Annotated in this window: 13 protein-coding genes and 1 pseudogene; 11 read left to right on the top strand and 3 right to left on the bottom strand. The window is 62.6% G+C overall.

All coding sequences use genetic code 11. From position 1 onward, the window contains the following. The coding region (locus HMPREF3227_RS05755; RefSeq protein ID WP_156452976.1) for a DNA polymerase I family protein at positions 1 to 3,371 on the bottom strand (3,371 nt) is incomplete at its 3' end. Then, a complete protein-coding gene (locus HMPREF3227_RS05750) occupies positions 3,371 to 3,676 on the bottom strand; it encodes a helix-turn-helix domain-containing protein (protein ID WP_066511093.1) in 306 nt (101 codons plus the stop codon). The genes HMPREF3227_RS05750 and HMPREF3227_RS05755, both read right to left, overlap by 1 nt. A gap of 1,162 nt (positions 3,677 to 4,838) precedes the next feature. Here HMPREF3227_RS05750 and eccCb point away from each other — a divergent pair. The 10 genes and pseudogenes from eccCb to HMPREF3227_RS05700 all read left to right on the top strand — a co-directional run. After that, positions 4,839 to 7,223: pseudogene (gene eccCb, locus HMPREF3227_RS05745) on the top strand (type VII secretion protein EccCb); the annotation flags it as partial. Between the two features lies 1 nt (position 7,224). Next, entirely contained in the window at positions 7,225 to 8,262 is a 1,038-nt protein-coding gene (locus HMPREF3227_RS05740; RefSeq protein WP_066486255.1) for a type VII secretion-associated protein, read from the top strand. A 189-nt stretch (positions 8,263 to 8,451) separates the two neighbouring features. Then, positions 8,452 to 8,769: a WXG100 family type VII secretion target gene (locus tag HMPREF3227_RS05735; protein ID WP_066486252.1), complete on the top strand. Its 318-nt coding sequence runs from the start codon at positions 8,452 to 8,454 to the stop codon at positions 8,767 to 8,769. A gap of 94 nt (positions 8,770 to 8,863) precedes the next feature. Beyond that, positions 8,864 to 9,151, top strand: coding sequence for a WXG100 family type VII secretion target (locus HMPREF3227_RS05730; protein ID WP_066486245.1), 288 nt, complete (start codon positions 8,864 to 8,866; stop codon positions 9,149 to 9,151). A gap of 440 nt (positions 9,152 to 9,591) precedes the next feature. Continuing rightward, positions 9,592 to 10,035 (top strand): 50S ribosomal protein L13, encoded by a 444-nt coding sequence (gene rplM, locus HMPREF3227_RS05725; RefSeq protein WP_066486240.1) that lies wholly within the window; start codon positions 9,592 to 9,594, stop codon positions 10,033 to 10,035. Beyond that, on the top strand, positions 10,035 to 10,568 hold the full coding sequence (gene rpsI / locus HMPREF3227_RS05720) for a 30S ribosomal protein S9 (protein WP_066486232.1): 534 nt from the start codon (positions 10,035 to 10,037) through the stop codon (positions 10,566 to 10,568). Before rplM ends, rpsI begins: the two co-directional genes overlap by 1 nt. Before the next feature lie 633 nt (positions 10,569 to 11,201). Then, complete coding sequence (glmM, locus tag HMPREF3227_RS05715) at positions 11,202 to 12,545, top strand: phosphoglucosamine mutase (protein WP_066511087.1); 1,344 nt, start codon at positions 11,202 to 11,204, stop codon at positions 12,543 to 12,545. A gap of 201 nt (positions 12,546 to 12,746) precedes the next feature. Next, entirely contained in the window at positions 12,747 to 13,055 is a 309-nt protein-coding gene (locus HMPREF3227_RS05710) for a hypothetical protein (protein WP_066511085.1), read from the top strand. After that, positions 13,052 to 14,818, top strand: coding sequence for a hypothetical protein (locus HMPREF3227_RS05705; RefSeq protein WP_066511084.1), 1,767 nt, complete (start codon positions 13,052 to 13,054; stop codon positions 14,816 to 14,818). Before HMPREF3227_RS05710 ends, HMPREF3227_RS05705 begins: the two co-directional genes overlap by 4 nt. Next, positions 14,818 to 15,093: a hypothetical protein gene (locus HMPREF3227_RS05700; RefSeq protein WP_066486200.1), complete on the top strand. Its 276-nt coding sequence runs from the start codon at positions 14,818 to 14,820 to the stop codon at positions 15,091 to 15,093. Before HMPREF3227_RS05705 ends, HMPREF3227_RS05700 begins: the two co-directional genes overlap by 1 nt. Before the next feature lie 105 nt (positions 15,094 to 15,198). On the opposite strand, the gene HMPREF3227_RS05695 is transcribed toward HMPREF3227_RS05700, so the two are convergent. After that, a complete protein-coding gene (locus HMPREF3227_RS05695) occupies positions 15,199 to 16,026 on the bottom strand; it encodes a poly(ethylene terephthalate) hydrolase family protein (protein ID WP_066486345.1) in 828 nt (275 codons plus the stop codon). Positions 16,027 to 16,187: 161 nt separating this feature from the next. On the opposite strand from HMPREF3227_RS05695, the gene glmS reads away from it, so the two are divergent. After that, entirely contained in the window at positions 16,188 to 18,059 is a 1,872-nt protein-coding gene (gene glmS / locus HMPREF3227_RS05690) for a glutamine--fructose-6-phosphate transaminase (isomerizing) (RefSeq protein WP_066486196.1), read from the top strand. Positions 18,060 to 18,102 lie beyond the last annotated feature (43 nt).

The raw sequence follows: 18,102 nt of genomic DNA, 5'->3' as shown, positions 1-18,102 counted from the left end.
ATCTTGGCTGCCAGCTCGACGATCTCGGGCACGTCAGCACGCTGCTCTGCAAGCCCGTTGAACGCCTTCGCACTGGTACTAATCTCGCCCTTGTCTGTGAGGGGTAATGCAGCGCCAAACTGGTCCAGGTACTCGGCGAAGGCCTGCTTGCCTTCCTTGGTCGTCCAGGGTGCCTTCCCCTCATCAGGGATACCGACGGTATCGACGAGCCAGTCGCGGATCTCGGACTTAATGGCTGCTTCCTCTGCCAAGCGTTCTTCGACCTTGGCAGTATCGACACGGATGCCGCGAGACTCCACAATGCTCAGCGCGTGCATTTTCTCGTACTCACGCTGTAGGTACTCTGAGCTGACAGCCTCCAAAGCAGCAGGCAGCATCTTGTTGTAGACAGCAACGTTCGCACGCACATCCTGCAGCGCGTAAGCGACGTACTCGGTGTTGTCGACAGGGATCTTGTCATAGCCGCCATATTGCTTCTTCAGGGCCTTGAGTGCGTTCTCGCCGTCTTTCAGCAGTTTGCCGTTCGCACCGCAGCGCTCGGCTACAGCGTCGAGGCCATGCTCAAGGTCAGCGCCCTCAGCAGCCAATCGGGAGAGAACCAGCGTGTCGTGCACTTTGCCAGCCTTGATAAGCGCCTTGTCGTCCAGGCCGAAGCGCTGTCGAAGCGCAGGCAGGTCAAACTGCACAACGTTGTGACCGACAATGGTGTCTGCGCGCTCTAGTAGTGGGATTAGCTCACCAGCGATGTCGGTAGTCGTCACAGGCTCAGCACCATTGACAGAGTAAGCGGCGAGTCGGACAAAACCGGGATCGTTCGTGGCGTGCAGATAGCCTGCGTCGCCAGTCTCAAGGTCGAACACGACAGTAGTGCTGTCGGCAGGCGCTGCAGGGTCTGCTGGCTCGCCTACTGTTTCTGCAGGTGTTGGAGTTGGTTCCGGTGCCGGCGGGGGAGTGCCGCCGCCGTTGCCACCGTTACCACTGGTGCCGTCATCACCACCGTCATCCTCAGGATCGACACGGACGACCTGGAACCGCTTTGTGTGGTTGACTGACCCAGCGCTCCGTAGCACGTAACCGTCGAAAGGCCGGTCTTGGAGACCAGAGTAGATACGTCCAAGGCGCTGAGCTGTGGCATTCTCCACCGTCCAGAGCACAGAAGGCAAGGGCACAAATTCATGCTTTGAGTTTTCCTCCTCAATAGCCAGCTGCACGTCATATGCACGGAATGGCTTACCGTCGAAAACTTCGTCTAGCCACGCGACATGGGCGAGATCTTCCAGCTCGCTATCGTCGGCTTGCTTGCGCCACTCGCGCACACCCTCCATGAGGTCACTACGGCCTGCGAAGGCGAGAATGCCGCCCACGGTGAAATACCACTCTTCAAAACCGCCGGTGTCATAACCGGAAGGAGGTGCGGGTTTACCGGCAACAACCCACGCACGAATCATCGTAAGCGCTGCTTCGAGAAGCTCTTTACGGTGCTTCTGTACCCACTCCAAAAGCCTCGGGTACTTAAAATCATCCCGCGCCTCGGGGTGGATTAAATCCGTCGCTAGCTCAATAGGAACGGTTCGACGAGACATGTCTTTACGAGACGAAACATTCTTACCGACGGCAATGACACAAGCACTATTCGGCACAGTCCGGTGCTCTGATTTGCCCAATGTACGGCCGGAATATTCCTCAGCAGAAACCATGGAGGCTAACGCCTCACTCTCTAAACCGCTACTAGCCTCATCGAAAGTCAACAAGGTGCGACCTGCCAAAAGAGCAGAAAAGATCACCTTGTCCATCTCTTCATCACTAAAAGGGATCTTTTGTGGCGGGGCAGTGCGACCAGTTGCAATAATGCTGGCAATATCGACGATCTTGTTCTTACCGACTCCCTGATTATTTGCAGAGACAAGATGCAAAGGAACGGTCGGGCAGACGGGCCTGGTAAGCAGAGTCAACGCCATCGCCACCGCACGGGTGCGATCTGCCTCAGAGGCAAATGGGAAGTCACAGAACGGCTCCAACGACATCTCCAGCGCTTCCCGGGCATCGTCGACAGAAGGAGCATCAGGTACGTGGAACCCTTCAAGATCTTCCGAAAGGTCTACATACCGACGTGTTTCAGTGTTGTAACCAGGCTCGCAGATGATATTTCCGCTCTCGGAGAGAATAGGGGTCTCAACGATGCCCTCGATTGGCGGATACTTCGACACACGCTTCTTATTGGAGATCACAGAGGCCTCAGTGAGCGTGAGGGGTCTCGTTACTACCTTCTTGGCCATGTGCTGCTCGACGCGGATGGTCTGAGCAGCCATATCAATGAAGTATGGAATATCCACGGCGTCAAGCGTTTTGCGGCTATCCCTAGTGTCCAAAGCCACGAGCTTATCGTTGGACCGAAACAGCGTTGTGCCTGCGTGTTTGTCGTAAACGGTCTTATCTACAGTGTCGTAGAAGACAGAAGGCTCAACCTCAGCGTTGACCGAGGGCTTGTCGTTCACCGCCTGTGAAGTTGGTGTAGTTTGCGCCGGTACCTGCGACATTGGAGGGCGTTTCTGGCTCGGTTTTTCACCAGCTTGCTTGATCCACAGCTCAAGCATCGTCTCACGGCGATCCTCGGGGATGTTTGCAAGCACGTCATCAATGCCCTGCTTGCCACCGCCGGGGACATTCACGAAGCGCACCGGGGATGCTCCCCACTGACGGCACAGTGTGCCAAGTCCCTGCGCACCGTCGTAGACCATGCGGTTAGTCGCAGCATCAGCATCGGCAATGATGAAGGCAGGTAGACCGCCGACGAGCTGGAATGCAAGAGAGGGACCTGAATCACCGCCCTGCCAGGAGGTAATGCCAGGCAGACAATACACGGCAGTGTCGTCGTCAGTAATCGACACCACGGCCAGAGCCTGCTTCATGCCCTCAACCAGCAGAACACGACGTGCGCCAGCATGGACTGCGCGCCGTTCAACCAGCGAGGGCACAGGGTGGCCGGAGTTCTTTGAAGGACCGATGTACTTAGGTGCCCTGCCGTCAGCCAGGACTACAGAACCGGGCTGGGGTTTTGCCTGCCAGGTTGTGCCTTTATCTGCTTCTTGGAGTTCAAAGACCAGTACTGGGAAGGCGTCTTGGAACTCGCCGATCCACTGCAGCGGATCGGGCAGATCCTCAACGGTATAAGCCGTATATGCACCGCAGCTGGCAATGACTTCATCAGAAATGCCAGAGGCACGCAGCTCAGCGAGGTGTTCATCCGACAGAGCACCTAACCCTAAACCTTTACTTGAGGTTGACGGTTGAGTGTCAACAGTAGTAAAATTGGTGGCAGTGGTATTGGTGCCCTCATCAGTGGTGGTGGGGGCGCTTTCTTTTTTCTCCATTACGCCGCACCTCCCAGCACTGCAAGCAACTGCTGGCGCTGCTCTTCACTAAAAGATGGCGCGGCTGCAACGATCTTGGCGACGACAGCGTCGTCTGTAATGGAGCCGTGGATGAAATTGCCTGTGCTGGCAATGAAAGCGTCTAGATCTGCACGGCGGTATTTGACCGACCAGCCATCTTTAATAAAGGCCGGCTCTTGGCCGTTAGTACGACGCTTCTCTAGCGTACGAGGACTGCAGTGAAGGTACTGCGCTGCTTCCTTGGTAGTAAAAAGCTCTTGATCGGGCGAAAAAGTTGAAGGCATGGCGAAACCTCAAAGATTGAAGTTTCCCCGCATCTTTCGCCCGGCACGTGCCCGTGTTTTACCCGGCAAGCTATCCCGCTTGTCCGAGGTGGGGAGACACCTGCAGCAGCTGCACACCACCGTCTCGCCTCTAGTGGCTGCAGCTGGTCAGCCTCGGCAAGCGGGTTGGGAACCTCTTCCCCTTGATCGGGCCATCCCACGGCCCGGAAGGTGGGGTTGAACACTTTGTTCGCAGTCCATTTTACCCTACGTAGAACGCTCAAACAAGGGTCTCGTGAGAGTAAATGCGTCACAAAGACACGGCGGTCCGGGAGGTTAAAGCAGGTCTCTGTGTGTGTACTACAGCATCGTTACCGAGTATTCGTTTCGTAGCTTTTGCGTCGTTTCGTTATTCGAGATTCAAACAACGAAAAAATTACGAAACGCCTGACCTGCGGTTTTGTAAACCCAAGAAAATCGACAAACCAAATTACGAAACACGCCACAGGGATGTGACCTGCAGGGATGAGTGTGTTTACGTACACGTTTCGTAATTTCGCTACTTTTCGACCCAATCCTTTCAAGATAGAGACACGTAGATGCTTTCAGTGACGTGGCTCACGCACACACGCGTGACGTTGAAGAAGGGGGAAGGGGGATTAGGGGGATGATTCGGCCCCTGCAGTCTAGAAAAGTAAAAAAACGTATTAGTTGGTAAATACCAATTAATGTCTTTTTTCTTTTTTCCTTACGCGTGGGGGTATATAGCCCCCTTATCCCCCTTCCCCCTGTCGTTTTGAGACAGCTGCTGCCGCCGTGGCGCATAGATAGTGAGCTACGTCACACAAAGGCGCGCTCTACGAAGCATGGGTACAGACATACATCTGCCCTGTGGCGTGACACACAAAGAGAGATGCAACGTCTCTCTTTGTGTAGATGTTCTTCAAAAGAGTGAAAAGTAACGAAACAAACAGTATCTGTGCAGCTCAAACTGTGTTTTTGTGTTTCGTAATGTGCTTCGTAGCTTTTCTACGATTAAGAAACAACTTGCAAAAACACTCTTTGACCTGCGGTAACGTGTTTCATTATTTTGTGCGTAATTTTGCACCGACGGCAACAGACACCTTGCCGTGCTCCCTGTGTGTGCTCGCACAAAGTTCGCTATCGTACCCACAAGCCGTGTTCATGTAAGTCCGAGCTCCTGCGCACGTTCGTCACGGCTCTCGCGGCGACGCATAGCCCGGACGAGCTCAACCTCGTGCTCGTCGATTTCAAGGGCGGCGCGACGTTCTTGGGCTGTGATACCTTGCCGCACACGGCGGCGGTGATTACCAACCTGGAGGAGGAATCCATCCTCGTTGACCGCATGTTTGACGCGATTTCAGGCGAGCTCAACCGCCGCCAGGAACTGTTGCGCGCGGCGGGCAACTTTGCGAACGTGGGCGACTTCAACGCCTCTGAGGATGCCGTCGCCCGGTACGGGCCGCTGCCTGCGCTCGTCATCATCGTCGACGAGTTCTCGGAGCTGCTTGGGCAACATCCGGACTTCGCGGACCTTTTCGTGGCGGTGGGCCGTCTGGGCCGTTCGCTCCACGTCCACCTGCTGCTCGCCTCGCAACGGCTGGAGGAAGGCCGGTTGCGCGGGCTCGATTCGCACCTGTCGTACCGCGTGGGTCTCAAGACTTTCTCCGCAGCTGAGTCGCGCCAGGTGCTGGGCATTACGGACGCCTATGCGCTGCCCACTAAGCCGGGCGCGGGCTACCTCAAGACGGGCGCGGAGGAACCCGCGCGCATGCAGGCCGCGTATGTCTCGGGTCCGCTTGCGCGCCGAGTCCTCGCCGCGGCGGACGGGCCAGTGCGCGGCAGGGTGACGCTCTTCCATAGCTGGGACGCGACAGGTGAGGCCTCTCCGCATGCGGCGGAGGAAGAGACGCAGCTCGACCACTCGACGACTTTGCTCGATGCCGTCGTCGACGTGGCGCGTGCCGAAGCCACCGCGCGGGGCCAGGCGGCGCACCGCATCTGGTTGCCGCCGTTGCCGCCTGTCATCGAGCTGCCGGAGGTTGTCGCGGGAGCCGAACCCGGTTCTGGGGCGGGCCTGGCCGTGGCGCTGGGCATCGTGGACCGGCCGTACCACCAGCGTCAAGATCCGCTCGTGGTGGACTTGGCTGCGGCGGGCGGGCACCTCGCCGTGTGCGGTGGCCCGCAGTCGGGGAAGTCGACGATGCTGCGCACCGTGGTCGCCGCGTTGGCCGCGGGCCGGTCACCGTCTGCGGTGCGCTTCTACGTCATCGACTGCGGCGGCGGGCAGCTCGCGACGCTCGAGCGCCTGCCGCACGTCTCCGGCGTGGCGACGAAGCACGAGCCGGAGAAGCTCCGCCGGATCGTCGACGAGGTGACACAGCTGGTGGCGGACGCCGCGGCTGACGCGACCGCGACTCGCTCGGGCGACGTCTTTCTCCTCGTCGACGGCTGGCACCACGTGGGAACTGCAGGTGCGGACTTTGAAGACGTCGGCGAGCGGCTCACTCAACTCGCCGCGGACGGGCCCTCTGCGGGGGTGCACCTCGTCGTTTCCACTCCGCGCTGGACGACCATGCGCCCGGCCGTGCGCGACCTCATCGCGCACCGCCTCGAGCTGCGTTTGGGCGAGCCCATGGATTCGCTCATCGACCGCAAGGCGCAGGCGGCATTGCCCGTCGCGCCCGGACGCGGGCTCACCCAGGACGGCGAGCCCATGCTCATCGCCCGCAGCAGCAACCAAGACCTGGCGCATATCGCAGACGTGTGGGCCGCAGTGGAGCCGGCGCCGCGTGTGCGACTTCTGCCGGAGGAGATTCTGCTTGCCGACCTCACCTGCGACGCGGCAGGAAATGCAGTGGGGATTCCGGTGGGCATCGGCGGGCCCCGCCTGGAACCGATGGCCTGGGACGATGCGGCGACAGGCCACCTGGTGTGCGTGGGCGCGCCGGGTTCGGGCAAGTCCCAGCTGCTGCGCACTGTCATTGCGGGAATCGCCGCGCGGGGCCGCGACGCTGCGCGTATTGTGCTCATCGACCATCGGCGCGCACACCTCGGCGCCGTCGAGGAGTCGTTGCTCGCGGCCTATTCCGCGCAGTCACTCGCCACCGAGGAAGCGCTGCGCGCGACGGCGACAACGCTACGCGAACGTCTGCCGGGGTCGGAGGTCACCGCCTCCCAGCTCGCGCGCCGCGACTGGTGGGAAGGGCCAGATATTTACGTGGTCATCGACGATCTTGACTTGGTTTCCGACGTCGCACTGCGGCCTCTCGTGGAGTTGTTGCCGCACGCCCAAGACATCGGCCTGCACGTCGTGGCCGCACGCAAGTCCGGCGGCATCGGCCGTGCGCTCTATGGCGGATTCCTGGCAGCACTGCGCGACCAGCTGCCCTGCGCGCTGGTACTCGACGCGGACAAGGATGAAGGCCCCATCTTTGGCATCAAACCGCGGCCCCAGCCTGCCGGCCGCGGCCAGTGGGTGGTGCGCAATGAAGACCACGGCCTTATCCAGGTAGCGCTTGCTACCGCCCCTGAGGAAGGAGCCTGACATGGCTGATCTCACTCTCACGGTGCTCGATACCGCCACCATCTACGAAGCGCATGAATCCATTTTCCGCTATGACCTCCCCGGCACTGGCGTCGTGGAAGGCTGGGCTTTGGCCGGTGTGGTCGAACAGGCCGCCAAGCTCGTGGGCCCCGCCTGGCCTTCCGTCGAGGTCATGGTGTGCGCCGACCCCTCGGCCTCAGCCGTGGGGCGCGAGGCCGTGGAGATCATCACTCGGCATATTCGCCTGGAGGGGGTGCGCATTATTGAGGACACTCCGAAGCCGTCGGTCGCGACGCCCTCTCGACCACGGACCACCCCGCCGGCGCCTGATGCGGGCGCGGCGCAGGAACCTCCGCGTTCTGTACGTGGCCGTCGGCGAAAGAGCGATACAAAGAAAACTGCGCGGAGTGGTCTGCGTGCACTCGGGATAGAACCCCTCCACCTCGGCGTGTGCGCCGTTGCCCTCGTGCTGGGCGGCGGTGCTTTATGGGGAATGTTGCGGGTCGATTCGGATGCGGCGCCGAAAGCGGTCCCTGCGTCAACCCCTGCGTCAACCCCAGCGTCACTCTCAGTCGTGTCGCCGCAGCCTTCTGTCCCGGAAAGCGCACGCATGCTCACGCCCACGAGCAGCGCCGTTTCAGCGGATGCCGGGGCGCCGGTGGAAGTAGCCGGCATGCGCCTTACCTTGCCGCGTGGCTTCGGGTGGACCGAGGATGCAGGGCTGGTCACGCTCAGCGGCCGTGATCCGCACCTGCGCGTGCTCATTGCCGCGGATCCGCTCTATTCCGTTCCGGGGCAGGCCATCCTCGATGAGGTCCGCGCACAGGTCGAGGCTGAGAAGGAGCTTTCGCAGCTTACGGAGACGAACGGCCGCGTGGCGTATGTCGAAGACCCCGGCGACGGGTCCATCGTGGCGTGGACGACGTGGATCGACGGCGACCATCAGCTCTCCGTTGGGTGCCACAGCAAGGAGACACCGACGGTCGCGCACAAGGCGGCGTGCCGGATTGCGACGGAGTCTTTAGAGAAACTGCCCTGAGCACAGGACCCTGTGGGCGCGCGGGAAAAGTTGTGCGCGGCAGGGAACCTTTTGCGCGGAAAGCCAGTCCAATACTCACGAGAAAGCACCCCGGGGGACAGAAACGCCGGGGGAGCGCTCATCTGGTCCGGCGGCGTGTTGCCCTGGGCCAAGCCCGCTACTTCTACTCCATGTCTCGAAAGGACAATCATGACTCAGCTCTTTAGGACTGAAGCCGACGTAATGGTCGCCACTGCCGGCCGCGTGGACTCCACCAACTCCGAGGTCCAGGGTGAGCTCACCCGCCTCCAGGGCGTTGTGGACTCCGTGCGTTCCAGCTGGGACGGCCGTGCGCAGGTCTCCTTTGACAACCTCATGCAGCGCTACAACACGGCAGCCCAGCAGCTGCGCGAGGCGCTCACCGCCATCAGCGACAATATCCGCACGAATGCCCGCCACTTCGACACCACTGAAGACGAGAACGCACAGGCGTTTAGCGCCGTGGGCGGCGCGGGCCTGGCGCTGTAGCCACGGCGCATCAGCTGCCGCGCAGCGCACGCCGCGTCATTTACGCGCGGGCGCCACATAGAACAGTCACTCTTTATCTCACAGAAGGAAACTCATGTCTGCCATTAAGTACGAATTCGGCGCCATCTCCGGTGCCGCTGCCGATATCCAGTCGACCTCTCAGCACATCAACTCGCTGCTCGATGACCTCAAGTCTGTCATCGCTCCCATGACGTCCACGTGGGAGGGCGACTCCGCTGCGGCGTATGCAGCCGCCCAGGACAAGTGGGACCGCGCCGCCGCAGAACTCAACACCGTGCTCGCCACCATCTCCACCACGGTGGCCGACAGCAACGACCGTATGTCCGACGTCAACCGTCGAGCAGCGGCGAGCTGGGGATAGGTCGCGGCCCGTGCAGGCGAAGCGTTCTCGGTGCACCGTTAGAGGGAATGGACAAACGAGGGCATGCGTGATGGGGACGCTGCCTTGGATACGAGACGCACGTTCGCACGGACCGGGCTGAAACAATCGGCTACTGCCTGAACAAACCTGAAAATTACGCTGTATTCTTTCGCTTTCCTGCGGCCGCTGGGGCGGCCGCGCGCGGGCGGCGGGCTTACCTGGGGAGGGGCCCTCCGTGCCGGATGGCGAAGCGGGGAATACGGCGTTTTGGGTTTTAGCCGCTGGTCGGGTTAGAATTTTCATCCTGTGTGTTCTTCGCGCGCGCTGTGATGTGCTGCGCGAGCTTCCTCCTACAGGTCTCCACCGGCCGCTGCAGTGGGGAAGTCAAGGTTCACAGCGATGGCCGGCAGCCTACTTAAGAGACTTTTAAAGGAGTCATCTTGTCTACTTTCCACCCGAAGAGCGGTGACATCACCCGCCAGTGGTACGTCATCGACGCTACCGATGTGGTGCTGGGCAAGCTTGCTTCCACCGCGGCAGATATGCTGCGTGGCAAGCACAAGCCGCAGTACGCACCCAACGTTGATTGCGGCGACCACATCGTCATCATCAACGCCGACAAGGTCCACGTGTCCTCCAACAAGCGTGAGCGCGAGATGCGTTACCGCCACTCTGGCTACCCGGGTGGTCTGAAGACCATGACCCTGGGCCAGTCCCTGGACACCAACCCGGTCCGCGTCATCGAAGAAGCTGTGCGTGGCATGATGCCGCACAACAAGCTCAATGACGCCGCCGTCAAGAAGCTCCACGTCTTCGCAGGCGAGGAGCACCCGTACGCCGGTCAGAAGCCGGAGACCTTCGAGTTTAAGCAGGTGGCACAGTAATGACCGAGCAGAACATCGACAACAACGTAGCCGACGCTGCTGACATCGCTGCAGCTACCGCCGCAACCGAGGAGTTCACCAACACCATCGGTGACCAGCTCGCACCGGCCGCTGAGGAGACCGAGGCTGCTGCCCCGGCGTACTACGAGGGCCCGATCCAGACCGTCGGTCGTCGTAAGCGCGCCGTCGCCCGCGTCCGCATGGTCGCTGGCTCTGGCGAGATCGTCGTCAACGGTCGTCCCTTCGACAACTACTTCCCGAACAAGCTGCACCAGCAGGACATCCTCCTTCCGCTGACGCTGCTTGAGCGTGAGGGTCAGTTCGACATCAAGGTCACCGTCAACGGTGGCGGCCCGACCGGCCAGGCTGGCGCACTGCGTCTGGCCATCGCCCGCGCACTCAACGTCTACAACCCGGGTGACCGCGCTGCCCTGAAGAAGGCCGGCCTGCTCACTCGTGACGCTCGTGCCGTGGAGCGCAAGAAGGCTGGTCTGCACAAGGCACGTCGTGCCCCGCAGTACTCCAAGCGTTAATCTTCGCTCTTACTGCGTGTCTGCCGCTGCTTCCCGCGTGGAAGCGGCGGCTTTCGCCGTTTTCCAGCTCGCCCCACGGGCCGCTGGGTAGCATGACAGGCAGGGAGCTCATTCTCAACGCCTATTCCACCGTGCGCGAGGAGGTCCCCTTTACAGGACGCGGACCTGGCGCGCGATGGGGGCATCGGCAGCCTTGCGGAGTGGGCGCGGGAGGCCAACACATCGCCCTCTTTCCGGACGGGACGCTGTGCAATGCCGGGGGTGAGCACGCGCTCGACCCCTCGCGGCTCACGGACCCTACCTTCCACGGCGTTCCCCCTCCCGCCGCCGTGCTCGTCGCAGGAGATGTGCGAGGCGTGGGAGCGCGCCTTCTCGCTGCGGCGCTCCCAGGGTGCGCCGATCCCGGATACGGCGCGTGAGCTTACTGGGTAGGAAGAAGGCATCCTGCTTGAGCGCCACCACGCCTGTACGTGGTTCATGGAATCCCTCCTGCCCAGCTACGACCGCGTAGACCGGTCGACCTTGTAGCAGCTCATCCAGGACCCGGCTCGCACGGCGTGCGAGGGGGCATGAGCAGGGGGTGACTCTGCCCTAACGTGGAGCAGGCTGCACCTACGGTGCATAATTGAACACATGACTCGACTCTTTGGTACCGACGGAGTTCGCGGCCTCGCGAACCAGAAGCTGACACCGATCCTGGCCTTGAAGCTGGGGCAGGCGGCCGCCGAGGTGTTCACGGGCGACCGCGAATCCTTCGAGCGCCGCCCGCTCGCCATCATCGGACGCGACCCGCGCGTCTCCGGCGAGATGCTCGACGCCGCCATCGCCTCGGGCCTCGCCTCCCGCGGTGTCGACGTGCTGCGCGTGGGCGTGCTGCCCACCCCGGCCGTCGCTTTCCTTACCGATGATTACGGCGCGGACTTCGGCGTCATGATTTCCGCCTCGCATAACCCCATGCCGGACAACGGCATCAAGTTCTTCTCCGCAGGCGGCCGCAAGCTCCCAGATTCTATTGAGGATCAGATTCAGGCCCAGATGGACACGCTCACCGAGGAAGGGCCCACGGGCACGAAGCTCGGCCGCGTCATCACGGAAGCCCCTGACGCCCGTGAGCGCTACTTGAAGCACCTCGCGGAGTCCGTCACGGTGGACCTCACCGGCATCAAGGTCGTTGTCGACGCCGCCAATGGTGCCGCCTCCAAGGTTGCCCCGCGTGCCTACGAGGCCGCCGGTGCCGAGGTCATCGCCATCCACAACAAGCCGAATGCCTTCAATATCAACGAGGACTGCGGCTCCACCCACATCGAAAAGACGCAGGAAGCTGTTCGCGAGCACGGCGCCGACCTGGGCCTGGCCCACGACGGTGACGCTGACCGCTGCCTCGCCGTCGATGCTGAGGGCAACGTCGTGGACGGCGACCAGATTATGGCGCTGCTCGCCGTAGGCATGAAGGAAGAAGGCCGCCTGCGCGATAGCACGCTCGTCGCCACGGTCATGTCTAACCTGGGCCTCAAGCTGGCCATGAAGGAACAGAACATCACCGTCATCGAGGCCAACGTGGGCGACCGCTACGTCCTCGAGGAACTCGGCAAGGGTGACTTCTCGCTCGGCGGCGAGCAGTCCGGCCACGTCGTGCTCCCGGCCAATGCCACCACCGGCGACGGCACGCTCACGGGTCTCAACATCATGGCCCGCATGGCGAAGACCGGCAAGTCCCTCGCGGAACTCGCTTCTGTCATGACTGTCCTGCCGCAGGTCCTCATCAACGTACCGGTCGCCGATAAGACGACCATCATGAGCAACTCTGAGGTCCAGTCCGCCATCGTCGAGGCCGAGTCTGAGCTCGACGGCACCGGCCGCGTCCTCCTGCGCCCTTCGGGCACCGAGGAGCTCTTCCGCGTCATGGTCGAGGCTGCCGATGCTGAGCAGGCCCGCAAGGTCGCCGGCCGTCTCGCCGCCGTCGTCGCCGCGGCTTAAGCCCCAGCTTTCCGATGCCGCCTCGCGTCCGCGCGAGGCGGCCTTCGGCGTTTTCGGGCCATCGCGGCGCGCGTTCGGGTGCGTTGGAATGCTCTGTGCGGCGCTGACCATCAATCACGGCGGGCTGGGAACCTTTCGAGCGCTGTCACAGTCCAATAGGGGTGGATCAGAAAGACATACCGCTACCGCAGGAGGTTCCCAATGACTGATGTCTTCCTTGATGTGGGTGAGGCCTCGCGCGCACTCCAGTCCGTGGCTGAGGGTGTTCGCGCAAGCCACACGCAGCACGCCGCGCTCACCCCACACTTTCCACCCCACGCGGCCGGCAAGGCCTTCGCCGGGCATGCCGCGCGCCTTCAGGCTGCCTTCATGACGGTGCACGAGCGCGGCGCCCTGCGTTTCGCTCACGCCGAGTCCGTCGCGCAGGCGGCCGTAGCCCAGTTCACCGCCGTCGGTGCGGCGGACGACGCTAACGCTGCGCAACTCCGTGGCGTGGGAGGAGCGTTATGAGCACCGCCGTCGCCTCGCGCCTGGGCGACTACGGACGCTCCATCGCCTTGTTCCAAGCCGCGACGGGCGGCGCCTACAGCGGCCCGTCCATGCCGTTGGGGCTGCTCCAGGAACTCGTGGGCTCTGCCGATGGCATTGATACCGGCGCGCTGGTCTCGTCAGTCGAGGCAGCCGTCGGCGTCCAACGCGCCGGCAAAGGCGGCAAGAGCGGTGCGGGCTCCTCGGGATCGTCTTCCGGCTCCGGCGCGTGGAGCTTGCTGCGTGACGTCATTCAAAAACTCGGCGTCGAACTCGCCGCGGGCTCCATCTTCGAATTCCTCGGCAACATCGAAGGCCTCGGCTCCGCTGACGCGCAACAGCGCGAGGAGCTCGTGGACCAGGCAGGGGAGTGTGCCTCCGCCATTGACGATGTCGTCCACGTGTCAGAAACCTCCATCGAGGAAATCCTGGGCGCCGCCATCCCTCTACTCGGCACGCTCACCTCGCTCGTCTCCAAGATTCATCCGCTGGCGCGCGCTCTCGTGCCCATCATCGCTTCCGCGGGCGATGAGATTATCGAGCACACCAACGGACTGATCGCGCAGACCTGTCGCGACCGCGATGACACCATCGAGCGCTGCTACGACGCCCTCGAACACTGCTGTGAGCAGGCCTGCTCCACCGAGCTGCCCACCCGTGTTCCCGACGCTGCAACCTGTACTCCGCCGCCCGCATGCCCGACCCTCGCGCCCGTATCCGCGCCGCCGGCCTGCCCCACGCAGGATTCCATTTCCGGCACGGCTCCGGCTTCGGCACCCGCATCTGCGCCGGCTCCTGCGCCGCCCGCGCCGGTGACCCCGCCCTCTCCGGCAGCGCCGCCACCCGTCACCACACCCGCGAGCACCGCACCAGCATGCCCGCCGCCTGCGCCTTCCCAGCCTGCGCCTGCCGTTCCGACCCCGCCCTCTCCGGCAGCGCCGCCACCCGCGGAGTGTGCACCGCCTGCGCCGAATCAGCCACGTACGACGCCGAGCTCGACGCCGCCCACGCCACGTCCTGCCGTGGAGCCCCAATGCACTCCGCCAGCGCCTCATGAGTGCGAGTGCCCAGAGCCTGCGGAGGCCCATGATGACTGCGTCGACCGCCCCGCAACGCCAATGCCAGGACAGACGAAGCCTCCTGCCGATTGTGACACGGTGCCGGCGCAGGAGCCCGTGGTTGTCGAAGAGTGCCTTAAGGACGAACCAGTCGCGCCCGAGCCTGCCGTCGAGTGCGAGGTCGAAACGCAAAGCGACTGCGAGGAGACCGGTGTCGACATCGGCGCCCTGTGCTCTGGATTCCTTGGTGGCTTCGGCGTAGGTGTGGCCATCATCGGAACTGGCTTGCTCATCGCCGCGGCCGTGGACTTTGTCTCTCACCTCGAATTGCCTGATCTCGCTCCGGAACCCGCACCCGAGCCGGCCCCTGAGCCCGCGCCGCAGCCTGAGCGCGCACCAGAGCCGCCCGCTCCTGCCTCAGTGAAGAAGGAGGACGGTGTTTATACGCCGCCGGCTGAGCTAGACGACGTGCAAGAGCCTGCACCGCCGCCCAAGAAGCTGGCGCATATGGCAGGCACTACCGGTGCTGCGCAGGCAGGGGTGCCGGTCGCAGACACGCCCGCCCCTGCGGCGCCCGCGCAGTCCGATGCTTCACCCGCAGCTCCGTCCTCCGCACCAGCGCCCGCTGCGCCGGTGCCTCCTCCTGGAGGTTCGTCCTCTCGTGCTCGAAAGGCAGGTCAGTGGTAATGACTACGAACTTTGATGAATTCGCACGTGCCTTCCGCGAGCGGACTGCTCGCCGGCTTTTGGAATTTGAAAAGACGCTGGCGAAGGCACAAGACGATATTGAGAAGGCCGTGCACGACGCCCGCGATGAAGTGCGCCAGCGCCCGCCCAGCCACGCGAACGGTCCTGTGGAAGCACCCGCGGAGACTCGGCATGCAGCCGGTGCACGTCCGTATGCGGCGCATCAGACCCGTGGCACTCAAGGTCGCGTGAAATCGGTGTTGCGCCGGCAGTAGTGTTATGTCCGTAGAGATAAGTCGAACCCCGCGTCCCTCGCATCGTTGTGATGCCAGGAACGTGGGGTTCGGCGTTGTCGCGGAAGTGCCGCGAAGCACAAGGGCCTAGTGGTACTGATCGGCCTTCTCTGCGAGCTCCTCACCCAGCAGGGAGTGCACACCCTTGGCCGTAGCGTCTGCCTCGGCGAAGTCGGAGTACTTCTTCTCATTGCCCAGCGTGGCGAGGAGGAAGCCGACGAGCAGCGCGCGGGCGGTCTCACGCGGACCGGACTGGAAGATGCCGGTACCGAACGCCAGCTTTTGCATGGTGTTTTCTGCGAAGCCCGGTTGTGTGCCCTTGTCGAGCTCGCGGTAGACGGCCGTGCCGCCCCAGCTCTGTGCGAGCTTGGCCGGGTTGCCCGCGGAGAGGAAGTCATCCAACTTGGAGCCGATGACGAGTCCCGGTGCCTGCACCGAGCGGGCAGCGGTTGTCGCGGAAGGCGAGACCGTGGCGGGGTAGAGGGCGCCCACGGCACGCACCTTTTCGTTATTGGCTGCTGCGAGCACTGCGGCACCGCCGCCCATGCCGTGGCCCACCATGCCCAAGCGGCCCGGGGAGACGGTGATATTGCCCTGACCCAGCTTCACGCCCGCGGCAATCTGCAGTGCGGATTCCATGTCGGCGACGAGGCCGCGGACGTTGGGCACCAAGCCATTTTCGGTGTCCGGTGCAACGACCACAATGCCCCAACTGGCCAGGTGGCGCAGCGTGGAGTGGTAATGCTTGATATTCGTGCGCCAGTCGTGACCAAAGGCCACGGCAGGCAGTGCTTTCCCCTCAGCAGGGGTGTACACCTTGCCTTCAAGGCCGGCGTAGGAAAGATCGCCAGTAAGAACGCGGTACGGGCCACGCTTGGACAGGGTCGCTAGATGCTTCTTCAAATTCGCAGACACGCTACCCAGGATAGAGGAAGAAGTGTAGGCATTGGGCGCAAAGAGCGATAGAAGCGATTTTTGCATCGAGTCAGCACAAGGGCGGGCACGTAGAGGGGTGATTTTCGTTCCCCAAGTGCCTACTCCTCTATATAGGGGATTATCAGGTAACATCTGCAACTATGTGTGGAATTGTTGGATACGTCGGTCACTACTCTGATGACCGCGAATACTTTGCCCTTGACGTTATTCTCGAGGGATTGCGTCGACTCGAATACCGCGGCTATGACTCTGCTGGTATCGCAGTCTTCGCGGATGGAGAAATCGGGTGGCGCAAGAAGGCCGGTAAGGTCGCTGCTCTCGAGCAGGAGATCGCGGCACGCCCGCTCAAGGACTCCGTCTTGGGTATCGGCCACACCCGCTGGGCAACCCACGGTGGTCCAACGGATCTCAACGCGCACCCGCACGTTGTCGATGGCGGCAAGCTGGCCGTCGTCCACAACGGCATCATCGAGAACTTCGCCGAGCTCAAGTCCGAGCTCACGGCGAAGGGCCACAACTTCGTGTCGGAGACCGACACCGAGGTCGCTGCGACGCTGCTGGGAGACATCTTCCACAACGAGGCCAACGGTGACCTCACCCGCGCTATGCAGCTCACCGGCCAGCGCCTCGAGGGTGCGTTCACCCTCTTGGCCGTTCATACCGAGCAGGCAGACCGCATCGTCGCTGCCCGCCGCGACTCGCCGCTGGTTATCGGCCTGGGCGAGGGCGAGAACTTCCTGGGCTCGGACGTCTCCGGCTTCATCGACTACACCAAGTCCGCCGTCGAGATGGCCAACGACCAGGTCGTGACCATCACGGCCGACGAGGTCACCATCACCGACTACAACGGCAACCCGGCCGAGGGCAAGCCGTTCGAAATCAAGTGGGATGCCGCCGCTGCCAAGAAAGATGGCTTCAGCTCCTTCATGGAGAAGGAAATCCATGACCAGCCGGCCGCCGTGCGCGACACGCTGCTCGGCCGCTTTGACGAGCAGGGCAAGCTCACGCTCGACGAGGTGCACATCGACGAGTCGATCCTTAAGTCCATCGACAAGATCATCGTCATCGCCTGCGGTACCGCCGCCTACGCTGGCCACGTGGCCCGCTACGCCATCGAGCACTGGTGCCGTATTCCTACCGAGGTCGAGCTCGCTCACGAGTTCCGTTACCGCGACCCGATCGTCAACGAGAAGACCCTCGTTGTCGCGCTGTCCCAGTCGGGTGAGACCATGGATACCCTCATGGCCGTGCGCCACGCACGCCAGCAGGGTGCGAAGGTCATCGCCATCTGTAACACGCAGGGTTCCTCCATCCCGCGCGAGGCAGACGCTGCGCTCTACACCCACGCTGGCCCGGAGATTGCCGTTGCGTCCACGAAGGCGTTCCTGGCGCAGATCACCGCGACCTACCTGCTCGGCCTCTACCTGGCGCAGCTGCGCGGCAACATGTTCGCCGATGAGGTCCAGAACGTCATCTCTGAACTGCATGCCATGCCGGACAAGGTTCAGAAGGTCATCGACCAGGAAGACCAGGTCTACGCGCTGTCCAGGTCCATGTCGGATGCAGACTCCGTGCTCTTCCTTGGCCGCCACGTGGGCTTCCCGGTCGCGCTCGAGGGCGCGCTCAAGCTCAAGGAGATCGCGTACCTGCACGCTGAGGGCTTCGCCGCCGGCGAGCTCAAGCACGGCCCGATCGCTCTTATCGAGGAAGGCCAGCCGGTCTTCGTTATCGTGCCGTCCCCGCGCGGCCGCGACTCGCTGCACTCTAAGGTCGTCTCCAACATCCAGGAGATCCGTGCCCGCGGCGCGATTACCATCGTCATCGCCGAAGAGGGCGACGAGGCAGTGGAGGCCTACGCCAACCACATCATCCGCATCCCGGAGGCACCCACGCTCATGCAGCCGCTGCTCGCCACCGTGCCCCTGCAGATCTTCGCGTGCGGCGTCGCCACCGCGAAGGGCTACGACGTGGACCAGCCGCGTAACCTGGCCAAGTCCGTGACGGTCGAGTAATCGCGCACGAGCGCTCGCAACTCGTATGAGTCGCGTGGAAATT

Origin of the sequence: Corynebacterium sp. CMW7794 (genome assembly GCF_001563605.1) — a bacterium.
In the GTDB taxonomy this organism is placed as follows: Bacteria; Actinomycetota; Actinomycetes; order Mycobacteriales; family Mycobacteriaceae; genus Corynebacterium; species Corynebacterium phoceense.
Note: the sequence above shows the minus strand (reverse complement) of the source record. Positions and strands in the feature narration are given on the sequence as shown.